The organism is Virgibacillus sp. LDC1, assembly GCF_025792345.1.
Classification (GTDB): domain Bacteria; phylum Bacillota; class Bacilli; order Paenibacillales; family Paenibacillaceae; genus Paenibacillus_AQ; species Paenibacillus_AQ lautus.
Window position 1 is genome coordinate 1,454,194 of the sequence record NZ_JAOXLZ010000001.1, and the last position, 19,086, is coordinate 1,473,279.

A 19,086-nucleotide genomic window follows, 5' to 3' on the forward strand; every position below is an offset into this window, starting at 1 on the left:
ATCACATGTTCAACATCCTTCGTAAATATAACCGCAGCGTCATTGTGGCATGGCTGTTCTCTTATGTCACCGTATTAATGGTGCCGATTCTGATCAGCTTTGTGCTGTATTCATTCTCATACCATCAAGTGAAGAGCGAGACCAATCGGGCAAACGAATTGCTTCTTCAGCAGATGGAGATGTCCATCGACAGCAAGCTGAAGAGTTTGGAGCGTTTAAGCTTGGAAATCGCGCTGAACAAGGGAATTTCGGCTTTTTCCAGCGTGGAGTTACCGCTTCGTGATCCTCAGTATTACGATGTGTTCAACATTTCGGAAATCCTGCGAACCTATAAAAATGCAAACGATTCGATTGAGGATATTTACGTGATGTATTTGAACAGTGATACGGTGATTTCAACGTATGGTCATACAAGCGGCAGGGGGCTCTATCAGAAGCTGAGGCAGAATGGCGAAACCTCCTATGAGAAGTGGATGGGATTGTTCGAGCAAAGATATGTAAACGTTTACAAGTCTATGGAGTTTAAAGATGGCCTTCAGAGCTTCCCGGTGGTCGTATTTGCTCATTCTCTCGTATTTAATTCACCGGCCCAGCCCCCGGCTGTGGTTCTGTTCTTAATCAAGGATTCGAAACTAATCGAGAGCGTTCCCCGGCAAAAAGATGCCAGCATGTTCATTATAGATGCGGATAGCCGGTATATCGCCGCATCACGACAGGATCCGGCCGTACCTGCTCGACTGAGTTATGAGCAGCTTCATGGAGACAGCGGAATGATCTATATGGATTCGGACGCGGGGCAGTTCGCGGTTTCCTATATCACGTCCCAAGTAACCGGATGGAAATATGTATCCGTGCTGCCAGCGGCATTATTCAATGAGAAAATGAAAGATTTACGCCATCTGACATGGATCAGCATCGCCCTGAGCTTGTTTATCGGAGGTATTGTTACGGTATTGTTCTTACGCAGAAACTATATGCCGGTTCAAGTGATGCTGCAAAGTTTATCCAAGCAATTCGGTCTGAGGTTTGACGGAGGAGCCAATGAATATTCGTTCCTGCAGGGGACGATTCAGCAATATTTTCATGAAAAGGAAGATATGCAAACGGCGCTTCACAAACATCGCAACACAATCCGAGCGCATTTATTGCGGCGTCTGTTAAAGGGGTATGCCGATCATGATCAGTCTCTCCATACAACGCTGCCTGCTCACGATATACAGTTTCAATCCGACCGATCGGTTGTCCTGCTGATATCGATCGATCATTATGGCAAATTTGAGCAGTTTGGCATTCGCGGACTTCCGGATCAGAAGCAGCAAATGCTTTATTTCATACTAACAAACGTGCTTGAGGATACGGCTGCCGATGAAGCGCTTGTGTTCACGACAGAAATGAACGATGCGCTTGCTTGTGTCGTTAATTTCAAAGCGAGTATATCAGAGGAGCAGGAGCAAAGCGTATTGAATCGAATACTGGCTCAGGTTCAAGATTTCATGCGAAAGCATATCGAAGCAGAGCTTACGATGGCTGTCGGCCAGGTTCATTCGAATTTGCACGAGATCGCTCTTTCTTATCAAGAGGCGCAGGCCGCGCTTGAATACCGGATTGTGATGGGGAGCGGACAGTTCATCCCATATACGGACACTCTTATGGACAGGAGCACCCAAACCCGTCAATTTTATTATCCTTTGAGTGTCCAGCAGCAGTTTATTGGCTTGGTGAAGAGCGGGAACTACGACAAAGCGGAAGCCACTTTGGATGAAATATTCCAAGCCAACTTTTCCAAGCAACCGGTTTCGGTTCCACTCGCCAAATGCCTAATGTACAACCTGGCAAGCACGATGCTGAATACGCTTGAGGAAGTGAGAGCGGGCAGCAAGCGAACATATGAAGAAAATTTCATCGATGCGGATCTATTGCTCGAGTGCGATCATGTTCCGGAGATGAAGGAACGGATGAAACAGTTGCTTGCGCAAGTATGTGAATGGATCCTGACCGAGAAACGAAATCACCACCGTTATTTAATCGAAGATGTCCGGCAGTATGTCCAAGAGCATCTGTATGACCCGAAATTGAATATTTCAATGATTGGCGACGCGTTTCAAATGACCCCCTCTTACGTATCGAGATTGTACAAGGAATTTACAGGAGAAGCCTTGCTGGATACCATTAACCACCTCCGTCTGTCTAAGGCGAAAGAACTGCTTGTTCTGCAAAAGCTTACCGTCAATGAAATCGCCAGCCGGGTCGGTTATGCGGATGTCAGCACGTTTTTGCGAATCTTTAAAAAATTCGAAGGCGTGACCCCGGGAAAATATCAGAAAGCCGCACTATAAACCGGATTTTTCATAAAAAACCATCGATTTTTAAGGAATTGCCTGCGATTTTAGATTTTGTCTATGGTAAGGAACACGGGTTTTATTGAACAATGACATCGGATAGGGCAGCATGCAGGCTTTATCCAACACCTAATCTTACAATCGGGGGAATGATGATGGTTCAACGTTTGCTGGTCAAAGACAGCTTGTTGCGAAATGTAAAGTCAGGACTGACCGCCATATTGTTAACAAGTCTGGTGCTTGCGGGATGTTCGTCAGGAAGTAAGGATAACACGCCGGACGCTAAGCCGAACGAGGCCGGGAAGGGTACATCCACTGCAATCGGTTCATCGTATCCGCTAAATACAACCGAATCGATCACGTCATGGGAAATCTTGAACATGAATGCGGTAACCTTCTACTCCAACCTTGCAGATACGCCGTTTGGGAAAGCGCTTGCCGACAAAACAGGTGTTCAGGTGGAGTATATTCATCCGAATGATCAGCAGACGGCTGAACAATTTAATCTGATGATCGCGTCCGATGAGCTTCCGGATGTCATTGAATACGACTGGACCGGACGAAGTGCGGGATCTTATCCGGGCGGACCGGAAAAAGCCATTCAGGACGGCGTCATTCTGGAGCTCAATGACCTGATTGATCAATACGCGCCGAACCTGAAGAAGAAACTCGAAGCGGATCCGACGCTTGACCAAATGGTCAAGACAGACAGCGGCAAATATTATGTATTTCCCATGATTCGCAATCCGTCCGGGCTGGTCTTCCGTGGCCCCATGATCCGTCAGGATTGGTTGGATGAACTTGGTCTCCCAGTTCCAACGACTATAGAGGAGTGGGAGAAGACGTTAATCGCCTTTCGCGACGAGAAGGGTGCCAAAGCACCGCTCAGCGTAACTTACACTGGAGGAAACTTTGAGATCCGCGATGCTTTCATCGGAGCTTACCGCACATCAAACTCCTTCTATGTGGACGATGAAGGAAAGGTGAAGTATGGACCCATAGATCCGCAGTATAAAGATTTTCTGGCCTTATTCCGCAAGTGGTTTGCGGAGGGATTGTTTGACAAGGATTTTGCGCTCACCGATACCAAAGCGTTGGATAACAAGATTCTGACCGGGCAGACGGGAGCAACGGTAAATCTCCTCAGCGGCGGCATGGGAAAATGGATGGATGCCATGAAGGAGCAGGATCCGAAATTCAAGCTCGTGGGTGCTCCATATCCAACGCTCCTTAAAGACGAAGTTCCTTTTATTGGACAACGGGATTTCAAGTACAATCCGGGACCAAGCAAAGCCATCACAACCGCTGCGAAAAATCCGGAACTGATCGTACGCTGGCTTGATTATGCTTACAGCGATGAAGGCGCGATGCTCTTCAACTTCGGCATTGAAGGAGAGAGCTACGTGATGGAGAACGGTGCACCGGTGTATACCGATTTGATTAAAAACAATGAAAAATACAATCTGCAGCAGATGGTATCGCAGTATTCCAAGCCGAATGGTCCCTACGAAGCGGATGAACGTCGGAACTGGAATACGTTCCCTGAACAGGATGAGGCCGTGAAAGTGTGGGCGAAGACGGATGCCGAGAAGCATATACTGCCTGGCTTCCTGACGCCAACCGCTGAAGAAAGCAAGGAGCTTGGCAAGATTCTAACCGAAGTCAGCAACTATAAAGAGGAAATGTTTGTCAAGTTCATTGTCGGCAAGGAGCCAATGGAGAGTTACGACAAGTATGTGGAGCAAATCAAGAAGCTGGGGATCGAGCGCGCGGTTGAAATCTACCAAAGCGCTCTGGATCGATACAACAGCCGATAACGAAATCTTAGGCGAGGGGAATGGAGCGGCATTCCCCCAATAATTTGATACTTCAATAGACAGATACTTCAATAGACAGCACAAGAGGAGTGAGAACGGCATGGCGAAACTTCCGCCTCCGACACGCACGTCAATTCCTTCGAACTCAGCAGGACTGAATCCTCGAAATTGGGGCTTGCTGAAGGACATTAGTAAAAATCGTTTCCTGTACATCATGTTAATTCCGGTACTTCTATACTTCGCGGTATTTCATTATTTCCCTATGTACGGGGCGTCCATCGCCTTTAAGGAGTTCTCACCACGCCTTGGCATCATGGGAAGTCCATGGGCCGGCTGGGAGCACTTCGAATCGTTTTTTAACGGCATTTACTTCTGGCGGGTTGTCAAAAACACGCTGTTAATCAGCTTTTATGAACTGCTCTTTGGCTTCCCTGCGCCCATTATATTGGCACTTCTGCTGAACGAGGTGAGAAAGACCGTATTTAAACGCACGGTTCAAACCATAACGTATATGCCGCATTTTATTTCGCTGGTCGTTGTTTGCGGCATTATTAAGGAATTCACGATGAGTGACGGTTTAATTAACGATATGTTGGCTTTTTTCGGATGGGAACGGGTCTCCCTTCTGCTGGAATCTGAATATTTCCGGACCCTCTTTGTCACCTCCGGAATTTGGCAGAACATCGGTTGGGGGACCATCATCTACCTTGCAGCCCTGGCCGGTATCGACCAGGAACAATACGAGGCCGCGAAGATCGATGGAGCCAATCGGTGGAGACAGATGTTGAACGTGACGTTGCCTGGGATCATGCCTACGATTATCATCCTGTTCATTCTTGAGATCGGCAGGCTGATGAACGTTGGCAGCGAGAAAATCATCCTGCTCTATAACCCGTCAATCTACGATACCGCTGATGTCATAAGCTCCTATGTGTACCGGGTCGGGCTGCAGGAATTCAATTACAGCTTCAGCTCGGCAGTAGGGCTGTTCAATTCGGCCATCAATTTCACGCTTGTCATCGGCTCAAACTGGCTGAGCCGCAGAATGAACAAAACCAGCTTGTGGTAGGAGGTGAAAGGAATGGAATGGAGAGCTGGGAACAGGTCGGTCGGTGAAAAGCTGTTTGATGTTTTTAATTACGTCTTGTTGACCGTAATCACGTTATGTACGTTATACCCATTGATTTACGTGCTGTTTGCTTCTTTGAGTGATCCTACCCGTTACATGCAGCATTCGGGGATTCTGTGGAAGCCGCTGGATATGACGTTTAATGCTTACCGGCTGGTGTTTGATAATCCGATGATTATTCAAGGATACCTGAATACGTTCCTTATCGTTTCTGGCGGCTTGGTGCTCAATATCACATTGACGGCGTTCGGGGCGTATGCTCTCTCCCGTAAGGGACTGCGCTACCGAAAGCAGCTGATGCTGTTTATCGTATTCACCATGTTCTTCAGCGGCGGTTTGATTCCGCTGTATTTTACAGTAAAAGGTCTGGAGCTCACCAATACGCTGTGGTCCTTAATTATCCCGCAGGCCATATCCGCATTTAATCTGATTATCATGAGAACGGCTTTTGAAGCGGTGCCTGATAGTCTGGAGGAATCGGCCAAGATCGATGGAGCCAATGAATTCGTCATCCTATTCCGGATCATGATGCCGCTGTGCATGCCGGTTATCGCCGTCATGCTGCTGTATTACGGTGTCAGCCACTGGAACTCATGGTTCCAGGCCATGATCTATTTACAGGATCGCTCCCTGTATCCTCTTCAGCTCGTCCTGCGAGAGCTGCTGCTTCTGAATGATGCAAGCTCCATGGCAAGCGGAGCGAGCGGAGGGGAGGTCGCCGTCATCGGCGAAACGCTGAAGCATGCGACCATTATCGTAGCAACGGTGCCGATTCTGCTGGTCTATCCGTTTTTACAGAAGTATTTCGTGAAAGGTGCTCTTATTGGAGCCATTAAAGGATAACGACAGGAGGATATGATGAGTAACTTAAAGATTCAACATGAACTCGACCTGGATATGTGGTGGAACGGTGCGCGGTTGAAGGTGGACCGGATGTTGGCTAGAAAGCCTGAACTTGCTCCGCATGCGGCCAAGGACGGGGAGTACGACGGCCTAACCCTGGACAACTGGATTTCCGGGTTTTGGCCGGGCATGCTGTGGATTTTTTACGATATGACTGGAGAGGCGAAGTACCTGGAAGCGGCTTGGGAGTGGGATATACGGATGGAACGATTGACGCTCGAAGAGAGTCGCTTCCATCATGATGTCGGGTTTCAGTATTTGCCGACAGCCGTATTGAAATACAAGTTAACCGGCGATGAAGAAGGCAGAAGGCGAGGGCTTGCGGCGGCTAACTTTCTGGCCGGACGATTTAACTTGGCTGGACAGTACATCAGGGCATGGAACAAGGATCTCCCGGGCTGGGCTATTATCGATTGCCTCATGAACCTGTCCCTCTTGTACTGGGCTGCCGAAGAAGGAGAAGACCCGAGATTCCGCCACGTTGCGAATGCCCATGCGAATATGGCTTTGCAGCATATGATCCGTGCCGATGGATCCACCTGTCATGTTGCTGTGTTTGATCCGGAAAGCGGGGAATTGCTGGAATATAAGGGATGGCAGGGCTATGCCCCGGATTCCTGCTGGTCGAGAGGGAATGCGTGGGCGCTGTACGGGATGGCTAACGCTTACCGTTTCACGATGAATAAGGATTTTTTGTATGCCGCGAAGCGGGTAGCTCATCATTTTATAGCTTCCTTACAGAGTTACGGGGTACCGCCATGGGACTTCCGGGTACCGAATCCCGATACCGAGCCTCGTGACACCTCCGCTGCGGCCATTGCCGCTTCCGGGTTGTTGGAGCTTGCGGCCTTGACAACTCCGGAGGTTGGGGCTGTCTACCGGAAAGCCGCTGAGCGCATCGTCCTGGCTTTGTCGACGGAGTATGCTGCATTCCAGGCTCCTGAGCATGAGGGGATCCTGTTTGGCGGAACCGGCCATAAGCCGGCGGATACCAATATCAATGTGTCGCTTATTTATGGGGATTATTATTACATCGAGGCTCTCGCGAAGCTTCGGGGCTGGACCCATCGCGTATTCTGATTGGTTATGGGACGTTAATATTCGAGGAGAGGTGAACGGATATGCAAACGTTATTAAACGCATTAAACCAACGGTATCACAGATTGATAAGTATGGGGCTGGCCATGATCCTTTTGATCGGAACACTGGTGATGTCGCCTTCAGAAGCCCAGGGGGCTTCGAGCGATGCAGGAGGGAGCAGCAGCATGAAGCGGATTGAGAGCACGGTAACGGCAAGCAGCTACCAGCCAGGCACGAATTACGTACCGGGGAATGTACTGGATGGGGTATGGGGCGAGGACACGGAGAGCCAGCAAAGCCGCTGGTCCGCTTCCGGTCAAGGTCAATGGCTGCAGTTTGATCTAGGCACGGAACAAACCGTCACTTATGTGAACATTGCCTTTCTGAATGCTAGAGAGCGTCAGTCCAGCTTTGAGATATTAGGTTCGAACACTGAAGATTTCCAATCCAGCACGGTTGTTTTCGAACGACTGTTCAGCCGGCAGCTGAAACCGGAAGACAGCATCATGCAAACCTATGTATTACAGAGTCCGGCGAAGGCCAGATATTTGCGGTTGATCGGATATGGCAATAACGCCAGCGGAAGCTCAGGAAACTGGAACAGCATCATGGAAGTAGAGCTTTACGCAGGGAAAGTGCCGGGTGAGCCTCCGGAAGAGCCACAACCACCGCTTCCTCCAAACGCTGGCGAAGAGAAGGAGGAAGACGTGAAGCTCCCGGAGATGAAGCGAGTTTCGGTCAGTACGGCGGAACAATTGCAGCAGGCACTGGATCAGGCTGTGGCCGGTACGCTGATTGAACTGAAGGATGGGACCTATGAGCAGAACGGTCCGTTTGTTGTGAAGGATAAACACGGCTCTGCGGTCTATCCGATTCGGATTACCGGGAAGCCCGGCAAGGCAATCATTAGTGGGAATAGTTATATGCACATTGAAAATTCAAGTTATATTGAAGTGAGCGGACTCACGTTCCGGAACGGGATCGGTGATGAGAATGGAAAGCAGACCTTGAATGACCGTGGCTTGGCACATCGGGCGCTTACAGGAGTTCATCCAGGGATTCAGCTGGAAAGCTCCAGCCGAATCTCCATTTTGGGCAACACTTTTGCCTTGGATGAAACAGGTCAGCCCTATCGATTTAAAGCTCAAAACCGATATGTTTGGTGCCTGCTCAATGTGGAGAACAGCTGTCGGTACAGTGAAGATCGGTATGACCCGAACGGAGAAATATATGAGGGATTAACGCCATATGAAGATCCGAATCTGATTACGGATAATGGCACGCACAGACATTACATCCGTGTCGAAGGAACGAGCAGCCATAACCGGATCGCTTATAATGATATTGGACCGAAGAAGGGCTTTGGCGCAGTCCTGATTTATGATGGGGAAGGGCATAGCGGACAGCATATATCGCAATACGACGTCATGGAGTATAACTATTTTCACGGCATTGGTCCCCGGGTAACCAACGGGTTGGAAGCCATCAGGCTCGGGCTTTCCAGTACCTCGCTCTCCTCTGGTTATATTACGGTTCAGTACAATTTGTTTGACGGGTTTAACGGTGAAGATGAAGTGATATCGGTGAAGAGCAGTGACAATATCATTCGGTACAACACGATTCGTCATTCATACGGCGGGATTGTGTCACGACATGGAAACCGCAACAGCTTCTACGGCAACCATCTGATTGGCGATGGAGTGACACCGGGCAGCAGCGGGTTCCGGATATATGGCAACGATCACAAAATCTATAACAATTATATGGAAGGTCTTACGGACAAAGTGATTCGTCTTGATGGAGGAACACATGACGGCGGACCGGAAGGCAGTACGAATCCAATCGTTCGTTGGGGTGGAAACCAAGAGCAAACTGCACGGCTTGGCGATCTGCCGGCCGAACAAAGAACGGAACTTTTGCGCGGACATTGGCGGCAGTATAACGTCCAGATCTACAATAATACCATCGTGAATGTCGGCAATCAAACGACGACTTTCAATCTGGGCGGCAGAACCTATCAGCCTGTAGGGACTAAGATTTACAACAATCTGATATTTAGCCATGCAGGTACGATGTTTCATGAAACCGATGCGGTGATCCAAGCACCCGATCAGGAACGGGCTGTGTACAAGGGAAATATGCTCTCTGGGAACGCACCGGTTTCTAACAATCCTATTGTGGACAGGGAGATGACCAAACAAGAGCTCCATTTGGTGCGCAGCAGGGACGGTCTCATCCGTTTATCCGTCTATAGCCCAGCCGTGGACGCTGCCCTGACTCCATACGCTGCAGCGGACGACATGGATGGTCAGATCCGCTATATACCTGACGTGGGGGCAGACGAATATGCGCCAGGCAAGCAGCGGTCCAATCCTCCGCTTACCGTCCATGATGTAGGCCCTGAAGCCTGGACGAAGTGAAGGTGAGTCTGCTCGGCGGATGATTACCCACTCCTTAAATTTCGGTATTCTTATGACAAACGGCACCATCATTCTGCCTTCATCCCGATTCTTCGAACTTTGGACGTTACACGGAATTCAAAGGTTACGTTTTTATAGATTTCACTCCATTGTTCCGCGGATTTAACATGGCTATTCCAATAGGATGGTTTTCTGGCACGTACCAATTCGCCGAATCCGAATATATCGGATTCTTTTTTTTGCGTCTTTTGGACTAATCCGATTAATAATTGTTTAACGGAATGCTCGTTCTCGCGTGCAATTTCCTCCAGAATTTTCGAGTGATTGATCGGGATGGTATCCGTGTTTTTTTCTTCGACATTAATCTCCGTAAGCGCCGTGATCGTAAAATGGGGAATACCGTTCTTAATTTCGACCTTGATATCCGACTCCCGGTTCGTAGCATGGATCGTTACTACCTGAGAATCGTCTCCTAAATGAATGATTCCGCGGTATCCTGCGGGACTAATTCCTTTGATGACCAGGTATCCGGCAATTTCAAACGGTTTTGTCACGCCAACCAATTTGGCGCCTTTAAAAAAAGCCATTCCGCTGATTTCCACGTTATCTCCCTTCATAATTTTGATATAAGGCAGAAATCCTTCCTGACCTTTCTTTGAAGAATTGCTCCAGAACGTCCCAATGTAGTTACTCGGAAATTTGCCTTGTTTTACGGCATCGTCCAATGTGGACGCTAGATACAGCGCAGGGACACGCTCCAATTTAGGTGCTGCCTGCATATGATTTTTTGCCTTCCCTTTCGACACCATCAACCAGGCCATACGGCGAACTTCCGCGTTACGGTGAAGATAGTCGTTCAAATTCTGTAATCCTTTTCTGGCAAACTCTTCCGATACGACAATGACGCGCAGATGACCAAAAAACAATTTTCCGGATATTTGCTGCTGTAAATTCATCATGGCGTCGTCGACCGTGTGTCCTACAACATCAAGCACCCACACGGTTTCTTGCTCACTTTGTCCCGAACCGCCGCCTTCACCTGGCCCGAGCGGTATTCTGCCGGGAAGAGCAATTTGCACGGATAGTTGGATTAATTCCTGTTTAGGTGCCGGGTACTTCCCGCGAAGATGAGATATTTCATCCTCGCCTGACTCAGCATCCTTATCCGCCGTATCGATCGATATTCCCAGAACGACAGCACGCTCTTCAATCTCCATCCGATCCCAGCAGCTTGTTAGGAGTGAGCAGGATAGAAGAAGGACGATCATGAATTTTACGTTTAGGTTAACGCTTATTCTTTTCCTCATTGAAATCCTCCTAAACTTTGTAACATGCTCACTCACACTAGGACTTTGACAAGTATGACACTTAGAAACAATACCGTTCCGATCACGATATGGATCCAGCCCAGTATACGAGATACCTGTTTTTCCTTGGCCATGTTCGACTGTTCATACTTATATTTATCGATGAACAGATTGAACATGCCGGATAACACGCAGATCAAGATGGCGACATCCAAATAACCGCTGTATAGATTTCCGATCATTTGGACGCACCTCTTTTTTTACGCAGCATGGCGATGATAAGCAGCACTCCAGGATATACGATCGTTATCAGCAGACCGTATTTGGCGATCAAGCTGTTCACTTCATTCAATTGAATCAAGCTTTGGGGCAGCATGGCCAGAACGAACAGAATGGGGAGGATGAAAAAGGACAGCATCCCATGATCCGCTAATCGGAATAACTTGCTTATCGAGTAAATCGTAAAGTAGTAGCAAGAGAACAAGGATGTAAAGACAGCCGTTACCCAGACGGCTAGAAAGACTGCATCCAAGCGTTCCAGTATATTGGCAGGTAATGAAGTTGCTTTTGCCAGCTCCAGCGTCGGCCACAGCAGCTTCTTTGTCTCTTCTGCTCCAAACACGCTAACCGTTGCCGTGACGATTAATATATACAGCACCCCGGTAATCAGCATCGCCCATATGCTGGACCGCATCGCTCTTTCCGGTTTGCACATGGCAGGGATGACCATCATCATAATAAAGTATCCCTGGAACATGGTGGACAACGTAATAATGCCTGCTGGTATTCCTCGAATTTCATTCCCCAACACAGGCAGAACATTGACGATGTCCGCGTTTTTTAACGACAGGGCGACGATCAACAGAGCAGGAATTAGGATAAAGGGGCTGTAAAATAAGTGAACGTAAGCAAAGGTCATGATATTTCGGCGTGAAGAAAAAGCAGCCAGGAGCAGCATGACCAGTACAGTCACCTCGAGTGGCGTATTTTTCAAAACGGCTGTGACAACGACCTCTCCGAATTCTCTTGCAACAAGAGAGCATAAGACAGCAAAGAAAACAATCGATATGAGGCTTCCGATTCTCCCGAGCCATTTGCCAATGATGACCTCGCTATACTCGATGTAAGAGTCATTCGGGAACCGCATGCCAAGCCGGGTCATGAAAAATAGTCCGACAAACGCTAGCAGCATTCCCAAAAAAGTGACTAACGGAGCTCCTGCATCCGCGGCCTTCACCGCAGCCAAGGGAAGTGCAAGAACGCCTACGCCAACGATGGTGCTGATCGTAACGGCAGAAGCCTGCAAGACAGTGATTTGGCGCTGTTCATTCATGGTTAACGCCCTTTCTCGTCGTTAGGATGGACGGGATCCATAATATGGGACGAAGAATGATCCACCTGTTCCTTCATTTGATCACCCAGCCTTGTCCTGCTAATCGGATGAAGGAAGGAAGGCCGGTTCTTCATCTTCCACAACGGCCCACGGGTAAGGAGATCCCGCATGCCTTGAAAGTTGCCAGGCACAAAGGGGCTTAAGTACGGGACCCCGAACGATTTAAGTGACAATAAATGATTGGTGATCAAAATGATTCCGACCATGACGCCATATAGACCGAAGATACCGGCTAAAATGATCAGCGGAAAACGAAGCAGGCGAAGAGCCAGAGCCGCATTGTAGGCCGGCGTTGCAAAAGAGCCAATAGTCGTTAAAGCGATAATAACGACGGTTATCGGGCTTGCGAATCCGGCCGCTACAGCGGCTTGCCCGATGACAAGCACGCCGACAATGGATAATGCCCCGCCTACCTGTTGCGGCAAGCGTATGGTTGCTTCCCTTAAAACCTCCATCGAGATTTCAATGACAAGCACTTCGATCACGGCTGGAAAGGGTACGCCCGCACGCCCGCCAGCAACGGCGACCGCAAATTCTGTGGGGATCAGCTCCGGATTAAACGAAATAATCGCCACATACAGCGAGGGAAAAACCAATGAAAATACTAGAGCAACCAGACGGGACATTCGGATCGCACTCATCAGGACGAAGCGTTCGGTATAATCTTCAACGGTCTGATAGAACTGGCTAAACACCGTAGGCGCGATTAAGGCCAGAGGGGAGCCGTCCACTAAAACGGCGACTCTTCCTTCCAGCAAATTCGCCACGACTTTGTCGGGGCGCTCGGTATACTGGATTTGTGGAAAGGGAGACCAATGGTTGTCTTCGATGAATTGCTCCAAATAACCTGAATCCAGAACAGCGTCGATTTCAATGGCATCCAGCCGCTTTTGTACTTCTTTTATGATTCCGGGATTGGTTATGCCGTCCATGTAACACAGGGCAACTTTGGATTTGGTCTTCGTTCCGATCTCCATGGATTTCACTCGAAAATCCGGCGTTTGCAGCCGATAGCGGAGTAGAGAAATATTAGTCCCCAGGGACTCTATAAATCCCTCTCTGGCCCCGCGGATGACCTGTTCCGTCGCCGGCTGCTCAATAGCGCGCTGCGTGGTCTGCCGTGTGTCAATGATAATCGCCTCGTCCAGCCCTTCAATGGCTACGACGGATTGCCCCCTTAGCAGGTTGTCGGTAAGAACGGATATTTTTCTTTCCGTATAACCCTCGCTATGATAAAGCGTATCTTTCATTATGGTTTTCATTAACGCATCATGCGGGAGGTTATGAACATCGATATGGCGCGGCCCATATTTGAGAGGCTTCAATATCGTGTTATTGATAACGGCATGATCCGTCATATCGGAGAAATATAACAATACAGCCGGATGCTGGCCGAACACATGGAAGCCATATACCATAAAATCGTCACTATCACCCAGGACTTGCTTGATTTCGGATATGGTTTCTTCCAGGTTCACCGATATGTCCATATCCTCTGAGTTCTTCCCATTTGGATTGACAGAAATATGATCGCTATTGTTGGGTTGGTTCGAACCCGCCCATGTGGAAAATGACATTGTACCAACACCTCTCCTGATTCAACGGGCTCACAGCATTTGGATATTTTGCTTAAGTATTTCCTCCGGTTGTTATTTTTATCAATGGAAGCAGTCTGAAATGTGTTGTATTTAATATATGAATGCGATATATTGCATATAACAAACATGAATAGTAAGGATGATAAGCGATGCCAGTACCTAAGAATTTTGTCTCTCCAGTTCGGATGACTGCAAAGGAAAGAGCCTTCTCCCAAATTCAACGATGGATTATCGATGGCACGCTGCAGCCCGGCGAGAAATTGCTCGACGCCGAATTGGCGGAATCCCTTGGCGTAAGCCGGACGCCTATCCGGGAAGCTTTTCAATTGCTCGAAGTACAAGGACTCGTGTCCACGCACCCTGGGAAAGAAACAAAAGTTACGGCCATTGAGAGGGAAGATATCTTTAAGATGTATTCGACCATGGCTGCTCTTCAAGCATTAGCTGCCGAAGTGACCGCTACCCTTATTGTTCCGGAGCAGATTCAGCAATTGCGGGCGATGAATCTGGATTTTGAAAATGCCATGAAGAGCGGGCAAGCTTATCAAGCCATGGAGATGGATGAACAGTTTCATAACTTCATCGTAGAGCTCTCAGATAATCCTTATGTCGCTGCATATAGTGCTTCTCTACAGATGCATATCCGGCGGTTTAAGTACGTGTTCTTAAAACAGCCGATCGCGGCTGCACAGGCTTCTGTCGATGAGCATGCATCGATTATCAGCGCTTTCGAGCAGAAAGACAGTGATCGGGCACAGGCCATGATGAAACAAAATTTTATGCGTCCGATGCAGGAACTCCATGAGTTGCTTTAAATAGAAGGGAGAGGGAAGAATGTCAGACAAAAAAGATTTACGCATTCGCAGTAAGGTAATCAGCGAGGGTGTCAATCGGGTACCGAATAGAGCGATGCTGCGGGCTGTTGGTTTTACGGATGAGGATTTCAAGAAACCGATGATTGGCGTAGCCAGCACTTGGAGCGAGGTGACTCCGTGCAATATGCATATAGACAAGTTAGCCTTAGAGGCCAAGCAAGGGGTCCGCAACCATGGCGGCGCTCCGCTTATTTTCAACACGATCACGGTTTCGGATGGCATTTCAATGGGACATGGCGGCATGCTGTTCTCCCTGCCCAGCCGTGAAGCCATCGCGGATTCGATTGAGATTGTAACGGGGGCCGAACGTTTCGATGGTCTTGTGGCGATCGGCGGTTGCGACAAGAATACGCCCGCCTGCCTGATGGCGATCGGACGGATGAATCTTCCTGCGGTTTACGTTTACGGCGGCACGATACAACCCGGGAAGCTCGAAGGTAAGAACGTGGATATCGTCACGGCTTTCGAAGCGGTCGGGCAATATCATGACGGAAAAATGACGGACGATCAGCTCCATAAGGTGGAATGCAGCGTCTGCCCGGGACCGGGCTCTTGCGGGGGCATGTATACAGCCAATACGATGGCCGCGGCGGCAGAAGCCATGGGGATGAGCCTGCCCGGTTCCTCCTCCACGCCGGCTATTTCACCTGACAAAGCAGCGGAATGCGCTGCGGCTGGAAGGCAGGTCATATCGCTGCTGGAGCATGAAATCTATCCCAAAGACATTATGACTATAAAGGCATTTGAGAATGCGATAACGGTCGTCATGGCTTTGGGCGGTTCAACCAACGCGTTCCTGCATTTGCTTGCCATTGCTCATTCGGTAGGCGTTGATTTGACGTTAGACGATTTCGAGCGAATCCGTTTGCGTGTTCCCCACCTCGCAGATCTGAAGCCCAGCGGACGACATGCCATGCAGGACTTAAACGAAGTCGGCGGCATACCGGGTGTCATGAAATTATTGCTCGCCGAGGGACTTTTGCATGGCGATTGTCTGACGGTCACTGGTAAAACATTGGCGGAGAATCTGGCGGAAGCAGCGCCGTTACGGGGCAGCCAGGAAATCATTCGCCCCATCGATAAGCCGCTGAAGCCGAATGGGCCATTGGTTGTGTTAAGAGGTAATCTTGCACCTGAAGGTGCGGTTGCCAAAATGTCGGGTCTGAAAAAGCTGCGTTTTGTCGGACCGGCCAAGGTGTATGACAGCGAGGAGGAGGCAACCGAAGCGATCCTGAGAGATGAAATACGCAAGGGCGACGTGTTAGTCATTCGTTATTGCGGTCCTAAGGGCGGACCGGGTATGCCGGAGATGCTGTCGGTAACGGCCCTCATTGTAGGAAAGGGTCTCGGCGGGGAGGTTGCGCTGATAACGGACGGGAGGTTCTCTGGCGGCTCGCATGGGTTCGTCGTCGGTCACGTGTCGCCTGAAGCACAGGTAGGAGGGCCGATCGCGCTGCTGAGGAATGGAGACATGATCACCATCGACAGCGAAACGCAAGAAATGACGTTCGACGTACCGGATTCCGAATTGGCTGCAAGGGCACAAGCATGGCACCAGCCTCCACTCAAGGTTTCCACGGGCGTATTATACAAATATGCACGATTAGTGTCCTCAGCATCTAAAGGTGCGGTTACTGACTCTGCAGAATAAGGGAATGCACGGCCTGATATATGGCTGTAGCTTAACAAGCTCTTGCGATTTCGCAGGAGCTTGTGGCATTGGGCCCTCCCCGACGATTTCTTATCGGATTCCCGTAATCCTTTCGATACTATCGTTCACATAGTGTTACATTTCAGTATGACTGCAATCACATATGCGGGGATGGGAGTTTCTTATACTTGAGTTGTAAGAGTGAAAAAGTTCACAAACACGTATTTAGTCTAGGGAGGTTTGAATATGAGTTCATTCACGCTTCAGAGCCAAATATCCGATATCGTAACATCCATCCCGCAAACCGCGGATTTATTTCGATCCCTCCGCATCGATTTCTGTTGCGGTGGCCAGGTGCCTTTGGAAGAGGCGGCCAAGCAGCGTTCTTTGGATCCAGCCGCCGTCCTGGAGGAAGTTTGGTCCGTGGAGAGCAAGTTTGCCAATTACCAGGAAAGCCGTCCTGCTTCACTGAAGGAATCCGAATTGATTGATCACATCCAACAAAAACATCATGCCTTCCTGCGTGATGAATTACCGGCATTAACGCCATATGTCACGAAATTGGCCCGTGTGCATGGAGAGCATCACCCCGAGCTTCTTCGAGTGCAGGAGCTCTTCTCGGAATTGAAAAAGGAGCTGTTGGAGCATACGAAGGACGAGGACGAGCTTGTATTCCCGCTCATTTTGAAGTTTGTAGCAGACCCCAGCCACCAAGCGGCAGCAGAGCTTAAGCCGCATGTGTCCGAACTGGAACATGAACATGCTCATGCCGGCAGCTTGCTGCAGGAGCTGCGGGACGTAACATCCGATTTCGAGCTTCCGGCTGATGCCTGCGGAACGTATCGGCTGGTCTTTCAACGGTTAGCTATGCTGGAAAAGGATACCTTCGAGCATATCCATCTGGAAAACAACATATTGTTTGAGCGGTTGCGCCAAGCGGTATAGCTTTGATTAATACCCCTTCTTCACTAGGTGAGGAAGGGGTATTTCATTGCCATGCTCTGATAGGGAGAAGAGATCAAAGAAAATTCACTTAACAATTACCTGTATTTAGTCGATAATTATATAGATTAGTTGGAATTATTCGACACGGGAGGGTTCATATGGATTATTCGAAATTAGGAAAGCAATTCATAGGCGGGCAATGGCGAGACGGCAAGAGCGGTAAAACGCTGCCGGACATTAATCCATATAATGATGAGGTCATTACCGCATTTCAAATCGCGAGCGTTACAGACATCGATGATGCCTATCAAGCTGCCTATCAAGCTAAGCTGGAATGGGACAAGGTTAATCCTTACCATAAACGCGATATCCTTGAAAATGCTGTTAAATATATTGAATCGCATGAGGAAGAGATTTCGTCCATTATTGTTCAGGAGCTGGGCGGAACGCGTCTGAAGGCGGCATTCGAGATCGGTCTTGTGAAAAATATGATTAAGGAAGCGGCTACGTTCCCCCTTAGAATGGAGGGAAAGATTTTACCTTCCACAGAGGATGGCAAGGAGAACCGCCTGTATCGGATTCCGGCTGGCGTGGTTGGGGTTATCAGTCCGTTTAACTTCCCTTTCTTCTTGTCCATGAAGTCCGTCGCCCCTGCACTGGGTGCCGGCAACGGCGTCGTGCTGAAGCCGCATGAGGATTCGCCGATTACGGGCGGAACCCTGATCGGCAAGATTTTCGAAGAAGCGGGTATACCGAAGGGCCTGTTGAATGTTGTGGTAACAGATATCAAGGAGATTGGCGATGCATTCGTCGAGCATCCGATTCCGAGAATCATTTCGTTCACGGGTTCTACCAAGGTCGGAAGCCATATTGGCCAGCTGGCCGTCAAGCACTTTAAAAAGCCGCTGCTGGAGCTCGGCGGGAACAGCGCGTTCATTATCCTGGAAGATGCTGATATCGATTACGCGGTACAAGCGGCAACGTTCAGCAGATTCACGCATCAAGGCCAGATCTGTATGTCGGCCAATCGGATTCTTGTACAGAAATCGATCTATCAGGAGTTTTTAGATCAATACAAAGCGAAGGTTTCTACCTTGACAACAGGTGATCCGAGCGATCCGCAGACTATTATCGGACCCGTCATCAACAATCGGCAGGCAGAGACACTGCAGAAGCTGATTGAGAAGGGCATCGAGCAAGGCGCAGTTCCACTGGTGCGAGGGAATATCACCGGCAGAATGGTGGAGCCTACCGTCCTCGTCAATGTGAAACCGGATATGGAGGTAGCACAAGAGGAATTGTTCGGCCCGGTTGTTTGTATCATTCCGTTCGAAACGGAAGAGGAAGGAATCGCAATCGCCAACGACACGCGTTTTGGGCTCAGCGGGGCTATTCACACCTCCAATCTTGAACGTGGGGTTGAAATGGCAAAGAAGGTCCATACAGGCATGATCCATGTCAATGATGTCACGATTAACGACGAGCCGATTGTAGCATTTGGCGGAGAGAAGCAGTCGGGGTTGGGTCGTCTGAATGGGCAATGGAGCCTGGATGAATTTACGACCATGAAATGGATATCGGTTCATTACGGACAAAGGAAATTCCCGTATTAAGGGTTGGGGGAGATAG

Annotated in this window: 14 protein-coding genes; 10 read left to right on the top strand and 4 right to left on the bottom strand. The window is 49.1% G+C overall.

Annotation, left to right across the window (positions count from 1 at the left end; genetic code table 11):
- Positions 1-5 precede the first annotated feature (5 nt).
- The 6 genes from OHJ21_RS06645 to OHJ21_RS06670 all read left to right on the top strand — a co-directional run bounded on the left by OHJ21_RS06645 (position 6) and on the right by OHJ21_RS06670 (position 9,688).
- Entirely contained in the window at positions 6-2,336 is a 2,331-nt protein-coding gene (locus tag OHJ21_RS06645; protein ID WP_486019603.1) for a helix-turn-helix domain-containing protein, read from the top strand.
- A gap of 158 nt (positions 2,337-2,494) precedes the next feature.
- Complete coding sequence (locus OHJ21_RS06650) at positions 2,495-4,156, top strand: extracellular solute-binding protein (RefSeq protein WP_486019604.1); 1,662 nt, start codon at positions 2,495-2,497, stop codon at positions 4,154-4,156.
- Positions 4,157-4,256: 100 nt separating this feature from the next.
- Positions 4,257-5,225, top strand: a complete 969-nt coding sequence (locus OHJ21_RS06655) for an ABC transporter permease (protein ID WP_394056162.1) — start codon at positions 4,257-4,259, stop codon at positions 5,223-5,225.
- A 12-nt stretch (positions 5,226-5,237) separates the two neighbouring features.
- On the top strand, positions 5,238-6,128 hold the full coding sequence (locus OHJ21_RS06660) for a carbohydrate ABC transporter permease (RefSeq protein WP_486019605.1): 891 nt from the start codon (positions 5,238-5,240) through the stop codon (positions 6,126-6,128).
- 15 nt (positions 6,129-6,143) lie between these two features.
- The gene (locus OHJ21_RS06665; RefSeq protein ID WP_486019606.1) at positions 6,144-7,268 is read left to right on the top strand and encodes a glycoside hydrolase family 88 protein; all 1,125 of its coding nucleotides are present in this window, start codon (positions 6,144-6,146) and stop codon (positions 7,266-7,268) included.
- A gap of 41 nt (positions 7,269-7,309) precedes the next feature.
- A complete protein-coding gene (locus tag OHJ21_RS06670) occupies positions 7,310-9,688 on the top strand; it encodes a chondroitinase-B domain-containing protein (protein ID WP_486019607.1) in 2,379 nt (792 codons plus the stop codon).
- 68 nt (positions 9,689-9,756) lie between these two features.
- Here the strand turns inward: OHJ21_RS06670 and OHJ21_RS06675 are convergent, their stop codons facing one another.
- The 4 genes from OHJ21_RS06675 to OHJ21_RS06690 are packed head-to-tail and all read right to left on the bottom strand — an operon-like array spanning position 9,757 to position 13,965.
- Positions 9,757-10,995, bottom strand: a complete 1,239-nt coding sequence (locus OHJ21_RS06675) for a Ger(x)C family spore germination protein (RefSeq protein ID WP_486019608.1) — start codon at positions 10,993-10,995, stop codon at positions 9,757-9,759.
- A gap of 32 nt (positions 10,996-11,027) precedes the next feature.
- Positions 11,028-11,237 carry a CLC_0170 family protein gene (locus OHJ21_RS06680; RefSeq protein WP_486019609.1) on the bottom strand — a complete coding sequence of 70 codons (210 nt, stop codon included), beginning with the start codon at positions 11,235-11,237 and terminating at the stop codon, positions 11,028-11,030.
- Complete coding sequence (locus OHJ21_RS06685) at positions 11,234-12,328, bottom strand: GerAB/ArcD/ProY family transporter (RefSeq protein ID WP_486019610.1); 1,095 nt, start codon at positions 12,326-12,328, stop codon at positions 11,234-11,236. The genes OHJ21_RS06680 and OHJ21_RS06685 overlap by 4 nt, the downstream gene beginning before the upstream one ends.
- Positions 12,329-12,330: 2 nt before the next feature.
- Positions 12,331-13,965 (bottom strand): spore germination protein, encoded by a 1,635-nt coding sequence (locus tag OHJ21_RS06690; protein WP_486019611.1) that lies wholly within the window; start codon positions 13,963-13,965, stop codon positions 12,331-12,333.
- A 170-nt stretch (positions 13,966-14,135) separates the two neighbouring features.
- On the opposite strand from OHJ21_RS06690, the gene OHJ21_RS06695 reads away from it, so the two are divergent.
- The 4 genes from OHJ21_RS06695 to yfmT all read left to right on the top strand — a co-directional run bounded on the left by OHJ21_RS06695 (position 14,136) and on the right by yfmT (position 19,070).
- Complete coding sequence (locus tag OHJ21_RS06695) at positions 14,136-14,801, top strand: GntR family transcriptional regulator (RefSeq protein ID WP_394056148.1); 666 nt, start codon at positions 14,136-14,138, stop codon at positions 14,799-14,801.
- Between the two features lie 19 nt (positions 14,802-14,820).
- Entirely contained in the window at positions 14,821-16,512 is a 1,692-nt protein-coding gene (ilvD, locus tag OHJ21_RS06700) for a dihydroxy-acid dehydratase (RefSeq protein ID WP_486019612.1), read from the top strand.
- Between the two features lie 246 nt (positions 16,513-16,758).
- Entirely contained in the window at positions 16,759-17,457 is a 699-nt protein-coding gene (ric, locus tag OHJ21_RS06705) for an iron-sulfur cluster repair di-iron protein (RefSeq protein ID WP_486019613.1), read from the top strand.
- A 158-nt stretch (positions 17,458-17,615) separates the two neighbouring features.
- Positions 17,616-19,070, top strand: coding sequence for a benzaldehyde dehydrogenase (gene yfmT, locus OHJ21_RS06710; RefSeq protein ID WP_486019614.1), 1,455 nt, complete (start codon positions 17,616-17,618; stop codon positions 19,068-19,070).
- Positions 19,071-19,086: the final 16 nt, after the last annotated feature.